Here is a 17,429-nt window from a genome sequence, read left to right on the forward strand (position 1 = left end):
GGATCACTGTAATTAAAATAAATGAAGGATTATGCAATGGAAAACTTTAAACATCTCCCTGAACCGTTCCGTATTCGTGTTATTGAGCCAGTAAAACGTACGACCCGCGCTTACCGTGAAGAAGCGATTATTAAATCTGGTATGAACCCGTTCCTGCTGGATAGCGAAGATGTGTTTATCGATTTACTGACTGACAGCGGCACCGGGGCGGTAACTCAAAGTATGCAGGCAGCGATGATGCGCGGCGACGAAGCCTACAGTGGCAGCCGCAGCTACTACGCGTTAGCCGAGTCAGTAAAAAATATCTTTGGTTATCAATACACCATTCCAACTCACCAGGGCCGTGGCGCAGAGCAAATCTATATTCCGGTACTGATTAAAAAACGCGAGCAGGAAAAAGGTCTGGATCGCAGCAAAATGGTGGCGTTCTCTAACTATTTCTTCGATACCACTCAGGGCCATAGCCAGATTAACGGCTGTACCGTGCGTAACGTCTATATTAAAGAAGCCTTCGATACTGGCGTACGTTACGACTTTAAAGGCAACTTTGACCTCGAGGGATTAGAACGCGGTATTGAAGAAGTTGGCCCGAATAACGTGCCGTATATCGTTGCGACCATTACCAGCAACTCCGCAGGCGGCCAGCCGGTTTCACTGGCAAATATGAAAGCGATGTACAGCATTGCGAAGAAATACGATATTCCGGTAGTGATGGACTCCGCGCGCTTTGCCGAAAACGCCTATTTCATCAAACAGCGTGAAGCGGAATATAAAGACTGGACTATCGAGCAAATCACTCGCGAAACCTATAAATATGCCGATATGCTGGCAATGTCCGCCAAGAAAGATGCGATGGTACCAATGGGCGGCTTGCTGTGTGTAAAAGACGACAGCTTCTTCGATGTGTACACCGAATGCAGAACGCTGTGCGTAGTGCAGGAAGGCTTCCCGACTTATGGTGGTCTGGAAGGTGGTGCGATGGAGCGTCTGGCGGTGGGTCTGTATGACGGCATGAACCATGACTGGCTGGCTTATCGTATTGCGCAGGTGCAGTATCTGGTCGATGGTCTGGAGGAAATTGGTGTAGTATGCCAGCAGGCGGGCGGCCACGCGGCGTTCGTTGATGCAGGTAAACTGTTGCCGCATATCCCGGCAGATCAATTCCCGGCACAGGCGCTGGCGTGCGAATTGTATAAAGTTGCCGGTATCCGTGCGGTAGAAATTGGTTCCTTCCTGTTAGGTCGCGATCCGAAAACCGGTAAACAACTGCCTTGCCCGGCGGAACTGTTGCGTTTAACCATTCCACGCGCAACTTACACGCAAACGCATATGGACTTCATTATTGAAGCCTTCAAGCATGTAAAAGAGAACGCGGCAAATATTAAAGGATTAACCTTTACCTACGAACCAAAAGTATTGCGTCATTTCACCGCAAAACTGAAAGAAGTTTAATTAATACTACAGAGTGGCTAGAGGGAAAATAGCCACTCTATTTCCCCTACATCCTCAATAACAAAAATAGCCTTCCTCTAAAGGTGGCATCATGACTGATCAATCAGAAAAAAAGCACTCTGCATTTTGGGGTGTTATGGTTATAGCCGGTACAGTAATTGGCGGTGGGATGTTTGCTTTACCTGTTGACCTTGCCGGTGCCTGGTTTTTTTGGGGCGCTTTTATTCTTATTATCGCCTGGTTTTCAATGTTGCATTCAGGGCTATTATTATTAGAAGCAAACTTAAATTATCCCGTCGGCTCCAGTTTTAACACCATCACCAAAGATTTAATTGGTAACACCTGGAACATTATTAGCGGCATTACCGTTGCCTTCGTTCTCTATATTCTCACTTATGCCTATATCTCTGCTAACGGCGCAATCATTAGCGAAACGATATCGATGAATTTGGGCTATCACGCTAATCCACGCATTGTCGGGATCTGTACGGCCATTTTCGTTGCCAGCGTATTGTGGATAAGCTCTTTAGCCGCCAGTCGTATTACCTCTTTGTTCCTCGGGCTGAAGATTATCTCCTTTGTGATCGTATTTGGTTCTTTCTTCTTCCAGGTCGATTATTCCATTCTACGTGATGCCACCAGCACGACTGCGGGAACGTCTTACTTCCCGTATATCTTTATGGCTTTGCCGGTGTGTCTGGCGTCATTTGGTTTCCACGGCAATATTCCCAGTCTGATTATTTGCTATGGAAAAAAGAAAGATAAACTAATCAAAAGCGTGGTCTTCGGTTCGCTGCTGGCAATGGTGATTTATCTCTTCTGGCTCTATTGCACGATGGGGAATATCTCGCGAGAAAGTTTCAAAGCGATAATCTCCTCGGGCGGCAACGTTGATTCACTGGTAAAAACGTTCCTCGGCACCAAACAGCATGGCATTATCGAGTTTTGCCTACTGGTATTCTCCAACTTAGCTGTCGCCAGTTCGTTCTTTGGCGTCACGCTTGGGCTGTTCGATTACCTGGCGGATCTGTTTAAGATTGATAACTCCCACGGCGGGCGCTTCAAAACCGTGCTGTTAACCTTCCTGCCACCCGCGTTGTTGTATCTCGTCTTCCCTAATGGCTTTATTTACGGGATTGGCGGTGCAGGACTGTGCGCCACCATCTGGGCGGTCATTATCCCCGCGGTGCTGGCAATCAAAGCCCGTAATAAGTTTCCCAATCAGATGTTCACGGTTTGGGGCGGTAATATTATTCCGGCGATTGTTATTCTCTTTGGCATAACCGTAATTTTGTGCTGGTTCGGCAACGTCTTTAACGTGTTACCTAAATTTGGTTAAGCCCTTCAAGAAGTCAGCGGTCATTCGCTGGCTTAAGACTGATGACAAACGTAAAATTGCCTGATCTCTGTAATGTTTTGAATTTGCGTATTTTCGTAGGCCGGATAAGGCGTCCACGCCGCATCCGGCATGAATAAAGTGCACTTTGTCAACAACCTGAAGCCAGCCATTTCGCTGGCTTCTTGCCTGACAGGAAATCTCTTTTGTCCAAATGGCAACTCGCCTGATTCTCCTTCACCACGTATGCTTTGCGTCACCTTCCCGTCAGGACGCTTTATCCCATGTCCCGCTTTTTAATTTGTAGTTTTGCCCTGGTTTTACTTTATCCCGCAGGTATTGATATGTACCTGGTTGGCTTACCGCGCATCGCCGTCGATCTCAATGCCAGCGAGGCGCAATTGCATATTGCGTTCTCCGTTTACCTTGCGGGGATGGCGGCAGCAATGTTATTTGCCGGTAAAGTGGCCGATCATTCAGGAAGAAAACCGGTCGCCATACTCGGCGCGGCGCTATTTATTATCGCCTCTGTGCTCTGCTCACTGACTGAAACCAGCACGTTATTTCTTGCAGGACGCTTTCTGCAGGGACTCGGCGCGGGCTGTTGTTACGTGGTGGCGTTCGCGATTTTACGCGACACGCTGGACGATCGACGTCGGGCAAAAGTGCTGTCATTACTCAACGGCATTACCTGCATCATTCCGGTGTTAGCTCCGGTGCTCGGCCACCTGATTATGCTTAAGTTCCCGTGGCAGAGCCTGTTCTGGGTAATGGCGCTGATGGGTGTCGCAGTACTCATGTTGTCATTGTTTATTTTAAAAGAAACCCGCCCTGCGGCACCTGCCGCTTCGGGCAAACCACGAGAGAATACCGAGTCGCTACTTAACCGCTTTTTCCTCAGCCGAGTGCTTATCACCACTCTCAGCGTCTCCGTCATCCTTACCTTCGTGAATACGTCGCCAGTATTGCTGATGGAAATCATGGGCTTTGCGCGCGGAGAATACGCCACCATTATGGCGTTGACCGCAGGTGTCAGCATGACTGTATCGTTCTCCACGCCATTTGCGTTGGGGATTTTTAAGCCACGTACATTGATGATAGCCTCGCAAGTGTTATTTCTGGCTGCGGGAATCATCCTTGCGATTTCACCTTCCCATGCTGTTTCACTGTTTGGCATCACGTTGATTTGCGCTGGTTTTTCAGTGGGATTCGGCGTGGCAATGAGTCAGGCGTTAGGCCCGTTTTCGTTACGCGCTGGCGTGGCCAGTTCGACCCTGGGCATTGCACAGGTTTGCGGTTCATCACTGTGGATTTGGCTGGCGGCGGTAGTCGGCGTAGGCGCATGGAATATGCTGATCGGGATTCTGATTGCCTGTAGCATAGTGAGCCTGTTGCTGATTATGCTCGTCGCGCCTGGACGCCCCGTTGCCACTCATGAAGAAATCCATCACCACACTTGATCTGAATTTGCTGCTCTGCCTGCAACTGCTGATGCAGGAGCGCAGCGTGACCAAAGCGGCGAAGCGGATGAACGTGACACCTTCGGCGGTGAGTAAATCTCTGGCAAAGCTTCGGATATGGTTTGATGACCAGCTCTTTGTGAACTCACCGCTGGGCCTGATGCCAACGCCGCTAATGGTCAGCATGGAGCAAAATCTGGCGGAGTGGATGCAAATGAGCAATCTGCTGCTGGATAAACCGCACCACCAAACGCCGCGCGGCCTGAAGTTTGAGCTGGCAGCAGAATCGCCGCTGATGATGATCATGTTTAATGCGCTGTCGACACATATTTACCAGCGTTACCCACAGGCGACGATTAAACTGCGCAACTGGGATTACGACTCGTTGGATGCAATTATTCGTGGCGAAGTGGATATCGGTTTTACCGGACGAGAAAGCCATCCACGCTCGCGAGAACAGCTTAGTCTTCTGCCGTTGTCTATTGATTATGAAGTCTTATTTACAGACTTACCGTGCGTCTGGTTGCGCAAAGATCATCCGGCGCTGCGTGAAGCATGGGATCTGGAGACTTTTTTACGTTATCCGCATATCAGCATTTGCTGGGAACAGAGCGATACCTGGGCGCTGGACAATGTGTTGCAGGAATCAGGACGCGAACGCACGATTGCCATGAGTCTGCCGGAATTCGAGCAGTCGCTGTTTATGGCGGCGCAACCTGACAATCTGCTACTGGCGACCGCACCGCGCTACTGTCAGTACTACAACCAACTCCACCAGCTTCCGCTGGTTGCACTCCCTCTCCCGTTTGACGAAATCCAGCAAAAAAAGCTGGAAGTGCCGTTTACTCTGCTGTGGCACAAACGGAACAGCCATAACCCGAAGATCGTCTGGTTACGGGAAACCATTAAAAATCTTTACGCCTCGATGGCATAATTAATTCGTATGAAACATGACCACATTTCGCGATTAAATGTAAAAAGCATGTAATAATCTTGTCTGAATCGAACTTTTCGCTGCTTTAGTCTGTCCATAAATTCAGTAAATGATTACTCTGTATTCATAATGGACCATTAAGCATGGAGCGAAAAATGGCGACTCACTTTGCCCGAGGGATTTTAACGGAAGGACACCTGATATCTGTTCGTCTACCCTCCCAGTGTCATCAAGAAGCCCTAAATCTTCCCCCTCATCGTCAAAGTCGTTTCCTGGCGTCCAGAGGTTTACTCGCAGAACTGATGTTCTTGCTGTACGGCATTAGCGAATTGCCGGAAATCGTCACCCAGGCTAAAGGAAAGCCGGTTTTCCACGATAAAAATTTACCCTCATTTTCAATATCTTATGCCGGAAACATGGTCGGAATAGCATTAACAACCGAAGGTGAATGTGGCCTCGATATGGAACTACAGCGCGCGACTCGCGGGTTTCATAGCCCTCACGCGCCCGATAACCATGCTTTTTCCAGCAATGAATCACTATGGATCAGTAAGCAAAATGATCCCAACGAAGCGCGAGCGCAGCTCATCACGCTGCGCCGAAGCGTGCTAAAACTTACCGGTGATATTTTGAATGACGACCCGCGTAATCTGCAGTTGATGCCCATTGCGGGACGCCTGAAATGTGCCCATGTAAATCATGTAGAAGCGATATGCGACGCAGAGGAGGTACTGGTATGGTCCGTGGCGGTCAGCCCAGCGATTGAAAAGCTCAATGTCTGGGCGTTTGATGGCAAACAAGGCTGGAAAAGCCTGCCGGATATTCACAGCCGCGCCAATAATCCTACCAGTCGGATGATGCGTTTTGCCCAGCTCTCTACCGTGAAGTCATTTTTGCCAAATTGATAGACAACCACAGGAGTCATCATGTCTGAAAAATTGAAGGTGGTTACGTTATTGGGAAGCCTGCGCAAAGGTTCATTTAATGGCATGGTTGCACGTACGCTGCCGAAAATTGCTCCGGCGGGTATGGAAGTTAACGCGTTGCCATCCATTGCTGACATTCCCTTATATGACGCAGACGTTCAGCAGGAAGACGGTTTTCCAGCAACGGTTGAAGCTCTGGCGGAACAGATTCGTCAGGCGGATGGTGTGGTGATCGTGACGCCGGAATATAACTACTCGGTACCGGGTGGACTGAAAAATGCCATCGACTGGCTTTCCCGCCTGCCGGATCAACCGCTGGCCGGTAAACCGGTGTTGATTCAGACCAGCTCAATGGGCGTGATTGGCGGCGCGCGCTGTCAGTATCACCTGCGCCAGATTCTGGTTTTCCTCGATGCCATGGTAATGAACAAACCAGAGTTTATGGGCGGCGTGATTCAGAACAAAGTCGATCCACAAATCGGAGAAGTGATTGATCAGGGAACGCTGGACCACCTGACCGGGCAGTTGACCGCATTTGGCGAGTTTATTCAGCGGGTGAAAATCTAAATAAAAAACCCGCCAGCAATAACGCATGGCGGGTTTTTTAGCGTGCTATCGATTTTAATGGGCGTCGATAAAGACAATTTTCAACACAAACAGCAACGCCACGATAATCACGCACGGGCTAAGGTCGCGCAGACGGCCTGTACCGATTTTCATCACGCAGTAAGAGATAAAGCCCAGCGCAATACCTTCAGTAATCGAGAAGCTGAACGGCATCATCACCGCGGTTATAAACGCCGGAACAGATTCAGTAAGATCCTGCCATTTCACGCGCGCAAGACTTGAGGTCATCAATACGCCAACGTAAATCAGCGCGCCAGCCGCGGCATAGCCAGGCACCATCCCCGCCAGCGGCGACAGGAAGATAACCAGCAGGAACAGCAGGCCAACAACCACTGCCGTCAGACCGGTACGACCGCCAACAGAAACGCCGGAAGAAGATTCAATATACGCAGTAACGGAAGATGTACCGATAAACGAACCGGTTACAGAAGAGATACTGTCGACATACAGCGCCTGCTTCATGCGCGGGAATTTACCTTTTTCATCCGCCAGACCCGCTTTATCGGTCACGCCGATTAGCGTACCGGAGGAGTCAAACAGGTTGACCAGCATGAAAGAGAAAATCACGCCTGCCAGTCCGAGGTTAAACGACCCGGCTAAATCCACATGCCCCACCACGGTCATCACGCTCGGCGGCGCGGAGACAATGCCGTTGTAGTGCACATCACCCAGCATCCAGCCCAGAAGCGTAGTCACCACAATGGAAACCAGCACTGCGGCGTGAATGTTGCGCGAGGCCAGAATGGCGATGATGAAGAAGCCGAGGATACCCAGCAGCACACTGTGAGACGTCAGATTACCGATGCTCACCAGCGTTTCCGGATTAGCGACAATGACACCAGCGTTTTTCAGCCCCATCATGCCGATAAACAGGCCGATACCGCTGGTGATGCCCACACGCAAGCTCACCGGAATGTTGGCAATCATCCAGTAGCGAACGCGGAAGATTGTCAGTAGCAGCAGACCAATTGCGCCCCAGAAAATGGCGCCCATCCCGACCTGCCATGGCAAGCCCATCGCCTGCACAACGACAAAAGCGAAGAACGCATTCAGACCCATAGCGGGAGCCAGCGCGACTGGCAGGTTAGCAAACAGCCCCATCAGAATACTGCCGAACGCAGCAATCAGACAGGTGGTGACGAAGACGGCGCTGGTGTCCATGCCAGCAACGCCGAGAATTTGCGGGTTAACAAAAACGATGTAAACCATCGTCAGGAAGGTGGTAAAACCGGCGATCACTTCGGTCCGTGCCGTCGTGCCATGTTCGCGCAGTTTAAACACGCGTTCCAGCATCCCCTGGCCAGAAGCCTGGGTTGTGTGTTGTTGACTCATTATCTATTTCCGAACAAGGAGGGAAAATACGTCGCTATCGTATACCAAAATGAGACAATATGGACGGCTGAAGATAACTTTTTTTCATTGTATTTGCTTATACGGCAACGATTGCGTCATGCGAATATGCCTGACGAAAACGTTAAACTAACGATAAAGGAAAGACATGTCCCAGATAGAAGCGGTATTTTTCGACTGCGACGGTACGCTTGTCGACAGTGAGGTCATTTGCTCTCGTGCCTATGTCACGATGTTCAGGGAATTTGGCATTAACGTTGACCTTGAAGAAATTTTTACCCGCTTTAAAGGCGTAAAACTCTACGAAATCATCGACATCATCAGTAAAGAGCAGGGCGTAACGATGGTCCAGGCCGATGCCGAACACGTTTACCGTGCGGAAGTGGCGCGCCTGTTTGATAGCGAACTTGAGGTGATTGCAGGCGCAAATGCTTTGCTGGAAAGCGTAAAAGTGCCGATGTGCGTCGTCTCTAACGGTCCGGTCAGCAAGATGCAGCATTCGCTTGGTAAACTCAATATGCTGCACTATTTCCCGGAAAAGTTGTTCAGCGGCTATGACATCCAACGCTGGAAGCCCGATCCGGCGTTAATGTTCCATGCGGCAAAAGCGATGAATGTGAACGTTGAAAACTGCATTCTGGTCGATGATTCCAGCGCCGGTGCGCAGTCAGGAATCGATGCGGGTATGGAAGTCTTCTACTTCTGCGCAGATCCGCACAATAAACCGATCGTTCACCCGAAAGTCACCACCTTTACCCATCTTTCACAGTTACCGGAACTGTGGAAAGCACGCGGCTGGGATATTACGCGATAAATAAAGAAACCCGGTGACGTATTTCACCGGGCTGATTTCGTACTCGCAGGTTGCCGGATGCGGCGTAAACGCCTTATCCGGCCAACGGTTAGCGTTACGCTTTCGGATCTTTTTCTGCCAGCAGTTTATCCAGCTCATCACCGCCAACGTGACGGAAATCCTGCCCCTTCACGTAGTAGAAGATGTATTCGCAGATATTCTGGCAACGGTCACCGATACGTTCGATTGAACGCGCACAGAACAGCGCGGTGAGAACGCTCGGAATCGTGCGTGAATCTTCCATCATGTATGTCATCAACTGGCGCACGATACCTTCGTACTCCTGATCGACTTTTTTATCTTCACGATAGATTCGCACCGCTTCGTCAATGTCCATGCGCGCAAACGCATCCAGCACGTCATGCAGCATCTGGATGGTATGACGGCCCAACGACTCCAGGCTTACCAGTAGCGGCTGATGTTGCTGGGAGAATTTCTCAAGCGCAGTGCGGCAGATTTTATCCGCAACGTCGCCAATACGCTCCAGTTCGGCGATGGTTTTGCTGATAACCATCACCAGACGCAGATCGCTCGCCGTCGGCTGACGTTTAGCGATAATGCGCACGCAGGCTTCATCGATCGCCACTTCCATCATGTTGACGTTTCTGTCGCCTTCGATCACGCGCTTCGCCAGATCGCTGTCCTGGTTGTGCATGGCGGTGATGGCATCAGTTAGCTGCTGCTCCACCATGCCGCCCATGGTCATCACCTGCGTGCGGATGCTTTCCAGTTCGGCATTGAACTGGCCGGAAATATGTTTATTAAGATTGAGACTGTCCATAACGCACTCCTGAATCAACCGTAACGACCGGTGATGTAGTCTTCTGTTTGTTTCTTCGCTGGCTTGGTGAACAGATCGTCCGTGTTGCTGAACTCAATCAATTCGCCCAGATACATAAACGCCGTGTGGTCGGAACAACGCGCAGCCTGCTGCATGTTGTGGGTAACGATCACCACGGTGTAATCCTGCTTCAGTTCGGTGATCAGCTCTTCAATACGCCCAGTGGAGATGGGGTCGAGCGCCGAACACGGTTCGTCGAGCAGCAGCACTTCCGGGCGAATGGCGATACCACGCGCGATGCACAGACGCTGTTGCTGACCACCAGAGAGAGAGTAACCGCTCTGGTGCAATTTATCTTTGGTTTCGTTCCACAATGCGGCCTTGGTCAATGCCCACTGTACGCGCTCGTCCATGTCAGCACGGGAGAGCTTCTCAAACAGACGGACGCCAAAGGCGATGTTGTCGTAAATGGACATCGGGAACGGTGTAGGCTTCTGGAACACCATGCCCACTTTTGCACGCAGCAGGGCGATATCCTGGGTGTTGGTCAGGATGTTGTCGCCATCGAGCAGAATCTCACCTTCCGCGCGCTGCTCCGGATACAGTTCAAACATTTTGTTGAAGGTACGCAGCAGCGTCGATTTACCGCAGCCGGACGGCCCGATAAACGCCGTAACCTGGTTTTTGGCGATATCCAGGTTGATGTTTTTCAGGGCATGGAATTTGCCGTAGTAGAAGTTCAAATTACGAACCTGAATTTTACTCGGGGCAGTTTCAACCATACTCATTGCAATCTTTTCCTCATCGTGCCTGATGCACTTCGCTAATCAGGCTTACCGTAGGCCGGATAAGGCGCTCACGCCGCATCCGGCAAAGTGTTAACCGTGTTTATTCTTCGCAAAAACAACGCGCGCCAGAATATTCAGCAGCAGGACGCACAGGGTAATAATCAACACCCCGGCCCAGGCCAGTTGCTGCCATTCTGCAAACGGGCTCATCGCAAATTTAAAGATAGTCACCGGCAGGTTGGCGATCGGCTGCATCATGTCCGTGCTCCAGAACTGGTTGGAGAGCGCGGTAAACAGCAGCGGTGCGGTTTCACCGGCAATACGGGCAATCGCCAGCAGGATACCGGTCATGATCCCGGACACCGACGCTTTCAGCGTAATCGCGGAGATCATCTTCCATTTCGGCGTACCCAGCGCATAAGCCGCTTCACGCAAGCTGTCCGGCACCAGTTTCAGCATGTTCTCGGTGGTGCGGATAACAATCGGTACCTGCAACAGCGCCAGGGCAATCACGCCAGCCCAACCGGAGAAGTGCTCCATCTGCGCCACCACGATGGTGTAAACAAACAGACCAACCACAATCGACGGTGCGGAGAGCAGAATGTCGTTAATGAAGCGAATAACTTCTGCCAACCAGGATTTACGGCCATATTCCGCCAGATAAATCCCCGCCATAATGCCCAGCGGCGTACCGAATACCGTAGCCCACAAAATTAACAGGCCGCTGCCCGCCAGGGCGTTCGCCAGACCACCGCCTTCGGTATTTGGCGGCGGCGTCATTTCGGTGAACAGCGCCAGCGACATACCGTCGATACCGCGAGTGATGGTGGACATTAAAATCCAGATCAGCCAGAACAGGCCGAAGGCCATCGTCGCCATCGAGAGCGTCAGCGCAATACGGTTTTTGAGGCGACGACGCGCCTGCATTTTGCGGCGAGATTCTGCCAGCGCCGCAGTGGTTTGCATTTCAACCATAGCCATTAGCGTGCCCCCTCATTCTTAGCCAGGCGCATTATCATAAACTTCGATGCGGCGAGGACGATGAAGGTAATCACAAACAGGATCAGGCCGAGTTCCATCAGTGCAGCAACGTGCAGACCAGATTCCGCCTCAGCAAATTCATTGGCCAGCGCAGAGGTGATACTGTTGCCCGGCATGTACAGCGAGGCGCTGTCGAGCTGGTAGGTGTTACCAATGATAAAGGTCACCGCCATGGTTTCACCGAGCGCACGCCCCAGCCCCAGCATAATGCCGCCAATAACACCATTTTTGGTGAACGGAAGAACGATACGCCAGATAACTTCCCAGGTGGTGCAGCCGATACCGTAGGCCGACTCTTTCATCATCACCGGGGTTTGTTCGAACACATCGCGCATTACCGCCGCAATGTACGGAATAATCATGATGGCGAGGATCACGCCTGCCGCGAGGATACCGATACCAAATGCCGGGCCGGAGAACAGCGCGCCAACAATCGGGATATTCGACATGATATTGCCGACCGGTTCCTGGAAATAGACGGCAAACAGCGGTGCGAAGATAAACAAGCCCCACATGCCGTAAACGATACTTGGAATAGCCGCCAGCAGCTCAATAGCGATACCCAGCGGGCGTTTCAGCCAACCAGGAGCAAGCTCGGTCAGGAACAGGGCGATACCGAAACTCACCGGAACGGCAATCAGCAGCGCGATAAACGAGGTCACCAGCGTACCGTAGATTGGCACCAGTGCCCCGTAGATATCGTTCGGCGCATCCCACTCTTTGGTCCACAGGAAAGCCAGACCAAATTTCTGAATGCTCGGCCAGGAGGAGATGATCAGAGAGACAATAATGCCACCCAACATCAATAGCACAATCAGCGCCGCCAGTTTTACCAGCACGCTGAAAATTATGTCGCCCTTTTTACCCGGTGGGTTAAAAGCAGGCTTGGTTGCAGCCATAAGTTACTCTTCAGTTAAACGCGTTTACAAAGTCATTTTGTAATGCCGGATAAGGGGTTAACGCCTTATCCGGCCTGGAGTTTTATTAGTACAGCGGCTTACCGCTACTGTCTTTAATATTGGTCTTCCACGCAGCGCGAACTTGTTCAACTACGCTATCCGGCAGGCTGGCATAATCCAGGTCATTCGCCTGTTTAGCCCCGGTTTTGTACGCCCAGTCGAAGAACTTCAGCACTTCTGCGCCCTGCTCTGGCTTCTTCTGTTCTTTGTGGACCAGAATGAACGTGGTAGAGGTGATAGGCCACGCATCTTCGCCTTTTTGGTTAGTCAGATCCTGAGCGAATGTTTTGCTCCAGTCTGCGCCTTTTGCCGCATTGGCGAAGTTTTCTTCGGTCGGACTAACCGGTTTGCCATCAGCGGAGATCAGTTTGGTGTACGCCAGGTTGTTCTGCTTCGCGTAAGCATATTCAACGTAACCAATTGCACCCGGTAGACGCTGAACGAACGCGGCGATACCGTCGTTACCTTTACCGCCCAGACCGATCGGCCATTTTACGGTAGAGCCAGTACCAACGTTGTTTTTCCACTCTTCGTTCACTTTCGCCAGGTAGCTGGTGAAGACGAAGGAAGTCCCGGAGCCATCTGCGCGGCGCACTACGGCGATGTTCTGTGAAGGCAGTTTCAGGCCCGGGTTCAGTTTGGCGATGGCTTCATCATCCCACTTTTTAATTTTGCCCAGGTAGATGTCGCCGAGGGTTTTACCGTCCAGTACCAGTTCACCTGATTTCAGCCCCGGCAAGTTAACCGCCAGCACCACGCCGCCAATTACGGTCGGGAACTGGAACAGACCTTCCTGAGCCAGTTTTTCATCAGACAGCGGCGCGTCAGAAGCACCAAAATCAACGGTATTGGCGATAATCTGTTTTACGCCACCGGAAGAACCGATACCCTGGTAGTTAACTTTATTACCGGTTTCTTTCTGGTAAGTGTCAGCCCATTTGGCATACACCGGCGCAGGGAAGGTTGCACCTGCGCCTGTCAGGCTTGCTTCTGCAAATACAGAGAAAGCGCTCATCGATAAGGTCGCGGCGACAACAGTTGCGACGGTGGTACGCATAACTTTCATAATGTCTCCTGGGAGGATTCATAAAGCATTGTTTGTTGGCTACGAGAAGCAAAATAGGACAAACAGGTGACAGTTATATGTAAGGAATATGACAGTTTTATGACAAATCAGAGTTATTATTTAACTATTTGATTTATTTGAAGAAGAAAAAGAAAAGCGATGTCATCGTTTTGTCATGTCGAATGAAAATATGCAAGCAAAAATGCGTAAAATGACAACGGTGTGAGGAGCACCGCTGTCAGTTCGGTTAGCGAACAATCTCAATTGTTATGGTTGCAGTCGCGGTAAATGTTCCTGGCGCAGGGCGAGCTCCAGTGAGGCTTGCAGGTGCGGCAGAAAAAGTGACGTTGCCAGCTTTCTCGCCATAGACGGTTGTTTTGCCCATATCTGTCGACAATTCGCCTCCGTTTACTTTGATTTCCTTATTATTTTTATCGTAGATTTTTACCCCCACGTTGGGGTTTGACGTTACAACCATTGAGTTATCGGTACTGGATTCTGTAGCATAAAATGATGTGGTGATATCGTCTGTATTCAGTAATCCTAAGTTTTCACACTCAATAGTGACGGTTTTAGTGATTTTATGCGTTGTTACCGCACTCCCGGCAACAGATGAAAAATCTGCGGCTGGTATGTCTTCAAAATCAAAATAAATCGGCTGCAAACTATTAATCTCACAGCTTTGCGGCGCCGTGATATCACCACGAATGTAAACATCGGCCATCGGTTGAGAATAGTCAACAGGTGTATCACGACTTATAGTACCATACAAGGACACAATTCGTGTTTCAGGTATAACTATTTTTCCTGCAAATGTTTTTTTGATATAAAAATATATTTGTGCTGTAGCACCACTGGAAACATTTAAAGGGGAAGTACGACTGCAATCATAGCTGGTAGAAGGCCGATTAGCCTGATATTCAAAAGGCGCATTAACCATTCCAACTCCGAGAATATCTATTGCAATGCCCACATCGAGATTAGGATTAAGATTATAATAATTCAAACTTGAATGAACACCAGCGTAGCTTAAGGCATCATTTATTCTGGCCGTATAGTAAATATAGGGATATCGACCTATGTTCCCTGTATCACAATGGCAGTGACCAGGATAAGAGGCACCATTGGTCACTCTGGTATTAAATATCGATCCAACCTTATTCTGGTTCGCTGTAATAAGATAGCCTGAAAAATTAAGCGTACTATGGAAAACCCCATTATCTGAAGTACAAATACCTTTAGGCGCAGCTAGTATTGTGCTACTAAAAGAGATAATAAGAACCGCCAGCCACCATCGTATAATATTCTTGTTCATAAAAATCCTTTTAATGACATGTCACACCTTGCTCAATTAATCCACTTTCACTTGCAGGTGATGAGAGGGTGTAATCGAAGGTACATTTTGTGGTCGCGTTTTCGCCCCAGGATAATGTCACCAGTCCCTTTTCAGGAAGACCGGAGAGATAAAGCTCGCCATGTTCTCCCACAATCCCTGAATCTGCAGAGGACGCATTTTGTACTGATGCAATCGCGCCAAATGGCACTGGCTTACCTTTTACATTAATGACTCTGAATAAAACGCGGTAACCCACATGCGTAACAAACTCGGCTTTAACCACTGCGCCACGCGTAGGAATCATCGTGACGACGGTATTATCGAGTTCGATATTTGACTTCGAGAAATAGTTATCACTGATTGCCACACGGTTTTCATCATATGGGTTTAGTTGTGTCTTGACCGTATAGCCACGCCAGTCAGTTGTGGCACCTCGCATATTATCGATTTCCAGCCCTGCAGCACCGGGGGCTTTAACGAGCGCGATGGTTTCACCTAACTCCTGGCTTAATGTGACCCCTTCGCTGTGTGCCAGAATGCCGCCCTTAATACCGTAATTGAGTCGCTGAGAATTTTGGCTGTAGTTATAACTGCCATTCACCGTGCCATAGGTGCCGTCATAGGTCAGCGACATATTACCGCCAACCTCATCATCACGGCTGTTATAAGACTGCATTAAATTCCAGGACAGATTATTTCTTTCCAGGGCCGTTCCGCTTAGCCCGACTTGATGTGAACTGCCGGAGTTATCATTTTGCGACAGGGAATAAGTGGCATAGCTATTCCCCCACCAGCCCGATAAAGGAACAGATAAAGAGAGCATGTAGATCTGTTCGCTGGTGTTATCACTGGCATGATTATTACTCGTCCCCTGACGAGCAGTATTGGAATAACTCCAGGAGACATTCCAAGAGAGACGCTTCCAGCTACTGCTGTAACCAAATTGCATTAATCGCTCGACATCATCGGTATGCCAGTACTGCTGGCGGCTTAATGTCAGGTATAAATTGCCATAATCTCTGCCCAGAGACTGTGTTAGCGTTCCTTCCACGCGACTGCGGCGGTTACCTGTTTCCCAGAAATCATCAGGGCTATTGCGTCGTGATGCCCATTCGTTGAGGGTATAGTAGCCTTCCGTGGAATAACGATAGCCAACAAGGCGCAAGCTGGTGTCGGTATCGTCAAAACGTTTCGAATAAAGAAAGCGATAGGACTGACCGGTTTCAGAATCATCATCACTAAATTTCGCTCGAGCATGAGTCACATCGAACGAAATAGCACCCAGAGAACCGAGATCTTTACCCATCCCTAAAGCTGCTGAACCATAATTTTCGGCAGCCTGTAAGCCGCCATACAATGTAAACCCGTGCGGTAGGCCATGAAGGATCTGCGCCTGAAGGACGTCCGGCGTAAATCCTTCTTCATCGCGTAATTCACCCACACTGATATCTACATCAGTTTGACCTTCACGTTTGAGGATTGCCAAAGTGGCGTAAGGTTGGGTAAATCTCTGCTCGCTACCATCCTCCTCCTTGATGGTTACGTCCAGATCACCACCTGTGCTGGCGGTATTCAGATCGGTAATTTCAAAAGCACCTTGTGGAACAGCAGATTGGTAAATAACATAGCCGTTTTGACGAATGATGACGGTAGCATTGGACTTCGCAATACCACGCACAACGGGCGCAAATCCGTTTTGGCTGGCAGGCAACATATCGTTATCGGTATACAAGCGAGCACCGCGGATTTGCGTACTATCGAAAATATCGCTCGCCGTCCAGGTATCGCCGATCATAATCTGGCTTCTTAATGCCGCAATATCCCGCTGTATCCAGGTACTGATGGAATTGTATTCCGCACGACCATCGGTGGTGTTTAAAGTGCTGTAATTGCGTAATCGCCACGGTCCAATATTCAACCCATTTCGCAGATTGAGATAGCTTGTATTTGTCTCTTGTGAACCATAATCCGAGCGGAGAGTATGCGAACCAGAAAAATCGTAGTTGATGGTGAGCGCATTAATCCCCTCATCCCAACGGGTTGGGCTTATGTAATCGTAAGCCATCGCATCCATGTAGATTTGGGGAATAGAGATATTCAGCTGAAGTTTATCGCTGTCCAGTTGCCAGGATGAACCTTCAATACGTGGCGCAGGATCCAGGCAGGCCGTTTCATCCACCCCATTGAGCGATTTCAGCGCGTCAACTTTTACCCCAAAAGAAGTCAGTGTTTTTTTAATGGCAACAAAACAGGCGTGCAGATCAGAATCCGGATTATCCTGAACAAAAGTAACATCCTGACGTTCAAACATTTTCCCATTGATAAAAATATCAACGCTATAAACGCCGGGAGGCATCATATTTGCCCGGTTAAACTGACGAATGTCGACCCCGGATTGATGGTCTATTTCCAGTAGCGCCGGATTAAATACGCTGACCTGAGCCATCAGACCAGGTGAGAATATCAGACTCATCCCCGCCGTCAGGCCAACCGCTATTCTGGTCGTAACCATAATATGCC

At 49.7% G+C, this 17,429-nt stretch carries 15 protein-coding genes; 7 read left to right on the plus strand and 8 right to left on the minus strand.

Annotation, left to right across the window (positions count from 1 at the left end; genetic code table 11):
* The first annotated feature begins 36 nt into the window (after positions 1-36).
* The 6 genes from tnaA (at position 37) to yieF (ending at position 6,675) form a co-directional block, all read left to right on the plus strand.
* A complete protein-coding gene (gene tnaA, locus H9644_RS11975) occupies positions 37-1,452 on the plus strand; it encodes a tryptophanase (RefSeq protein ID WP_010347274.1) in 1,416 nt (471 codons plus the stop codon).
* 91 nt (positions 1,453-1,543) lie between these two features.
* Entirely contained in the window at positions 1,544-2,791 is a 1,248-nt protein-coding gene (gene tnaB / locus H9644_RS11980; protein WP_191774684.1) for a low affinity tryptophan permease TnaB, read from the plus strand.
* A gap of 281 nt (positions 2,792-3,072) precedes the next feature.
* Complete coding sequence (gene mdtL, locus H9644_RS11985) at positions 3,073-4,248, plus strand: multidrug efflux MFS transporter MdtL (RefSeq protein WP_191774686.1); 1,176 nt, start codon at positions 3,073-3,075, stop codon at positions 4,246-4,248.
* Positions 4,223-5,182, plus strand: a complete 960-nt coding sequence (gene yidZ, locus H9644_RS11990) for an HTH-type transcriptional regulator YidZ (protein WP_064525938.1) — start codon at positions 4,223-4,225, stop codon at positions 5,180-5,182. The genes mdtL and yidZ overlap by 26 nt, the downstream gene beginning before the upstream one ends.
* Positions 5,183-5,337: 155 nt before the next feature.
* Positions 5,338-6,087, plus strand: a complete 750-nt coding sequence (locus H9644_RS11995; protein WP_191774688.1) for a 4'-phosphopantetheinyl transferase family protein — start codon at positions 5,338-5,340, stop codon at positions 6,085-6,087.
* Between the two features lie 21 nt (positions 6,088-6,108).
* On the plus strand, positions 6,109-6,675 hold the full coding sequence (gene yieF, locus H9644_RS12000; RefSeq protein WP_064525934.1) for a class I chromate reductase YieF: 567 nt from the start codon (positions 6,109-6,111) through the stop codon (positions 6,673-6,675).
* Positions 6,676-6,729: 54 nt separating this feature from the next.
* Here yieF and adeP read toward each other — a convergent pair whose 3' ends face one another.
* Positions 6,730-8,067 (minus strand): adenine permease AdeP, encoded by a 1,338-nt coding sequence (adeP, locus tag H9644_RS12005; RefSeq protein WP_064525932.1) that lies wholly within the window; start codon positions 8,065-8,067, stop codon positions 6,730-6,732.
* Positions 8,068-8,233: 166 nt separating this feature from the next.
* On the opposite strand from adeP, the gene yieH reads away from it, so the two are divergent.
* Positions 8,234-8,899, plus strand: coding sequence for a 6-phosphogluconate phosphatase (gene yieH / locus H9644_RS12010; RefSeq protein ID WP_191774690.1), 666 nt, complete (start codon positions 8,234-8,236; stop codon positions 8,897-8,899).
* A gap of 94 nt (positions 8,900-8,993) precedes the next feature.
* On the opposite strand, the gene phoU is transcribed toward yieH, so the two are convergent.
* From phoU to lpfC-O113, 7 genes are all read right to left on the minus strand, one after another.
* Entirely contained in the window at positions 8,994-9,719 is a 726-nt protein-coding gene (gene phoU, locus H9644_RS12015) for a phosphate signaling complex protein PhoU (RefSeq protein ID WP_064525926.1), read from the minus strand.
* Positions 9,720-9,733: 14 nt separating this feature from the next.
* Positions 9,734-10,507, minus strand: a complete 774-nt coding sequence (gene pstB / locus H9644_RS12020; RefSeq protein WP_000063126.1) for a phosphate ABC transporter ATP-binding protein PstB — start codon at positions 10,505-10,507, stop codon at positions 9,734-9,736.
* Between the two features lie 90 nt (positions 10,508-10,597).
* Positions 10,598-11,488, minus strand: a complete 891-nt coding sequence (gene pstA, locus H9644_RS12025) for a phosphate ABC transporter permease PstA (protein WP_001251991.1) — start codon at positions 11,486-11,488, stop codon at positions 10,598-10,600.
* Positions 11,488-12,447 (minus strand): phosphate ABC transporter permease PstC, encoded by a 960-nt coding sequence (gene pstC / locus H9644_RS12030; RefSeq protein WP_000741620.1) that lies wholly within the window; start codon positions 12,445-12,447, stop codon positions 11,488-11,490. The genes pstA and pstC overlap by 1 nt, the downstream gene beginning before the upstream one ends.
* Positions 12,448-12,532: 85 nt before the next feature.
* The gene (pstS, locus tag H9644_RS12035) at positions 12,533-13,573 is read right to left on the minus strand and encodes a phosphate ABC transporter substrate-binding protein PstS (protein WP_191774692.1); all 1,041 of its coding nucleotides are present in this window, start codon (positions 13,571-13,573) and stop codon (positions 12,533-12,535) included.
* A gap of 247 nt (positions 13,574-13,820) precedes the next feature.
* Positions 13,821-14,888 carry a fimbrial protein gene (locus H9644_RS12040; protein WP_064525923.1) on the minus strand — a complete coding sequence of 356 codons (1,068 nt, stop codon included), beginning with the start codon at positions 14,886-14,888 and terminating at the stop codon, positions 13,821-13,823.
* Positions 14,889-14,898: 10 nt separating this feature from the next.
* Complete coding sequence (lpfC-O113, locus tag H9644_RS12045; RefSeq protein ID WP_191774694.1) at positions 14,899-17,421, minus strand: long polar fimbrial usher protein LpfC-O113; 2,523 nt, start codon at positions 17,419-17,421, stop codon at positions 14,899-14,901.
* Positions 17,422-17,429: the final 8 nt, after the last annotated feature.

Source organism: Escherichia whittamii (assembly GCF_014836715.1).
GTDB classification, from domain to species: Bacteria; Pseudomonadota; Gammaproteobacteria; order Enterobacterales; family Enterobacteriaceae; genus Escherichia; species Escherichia whittamii.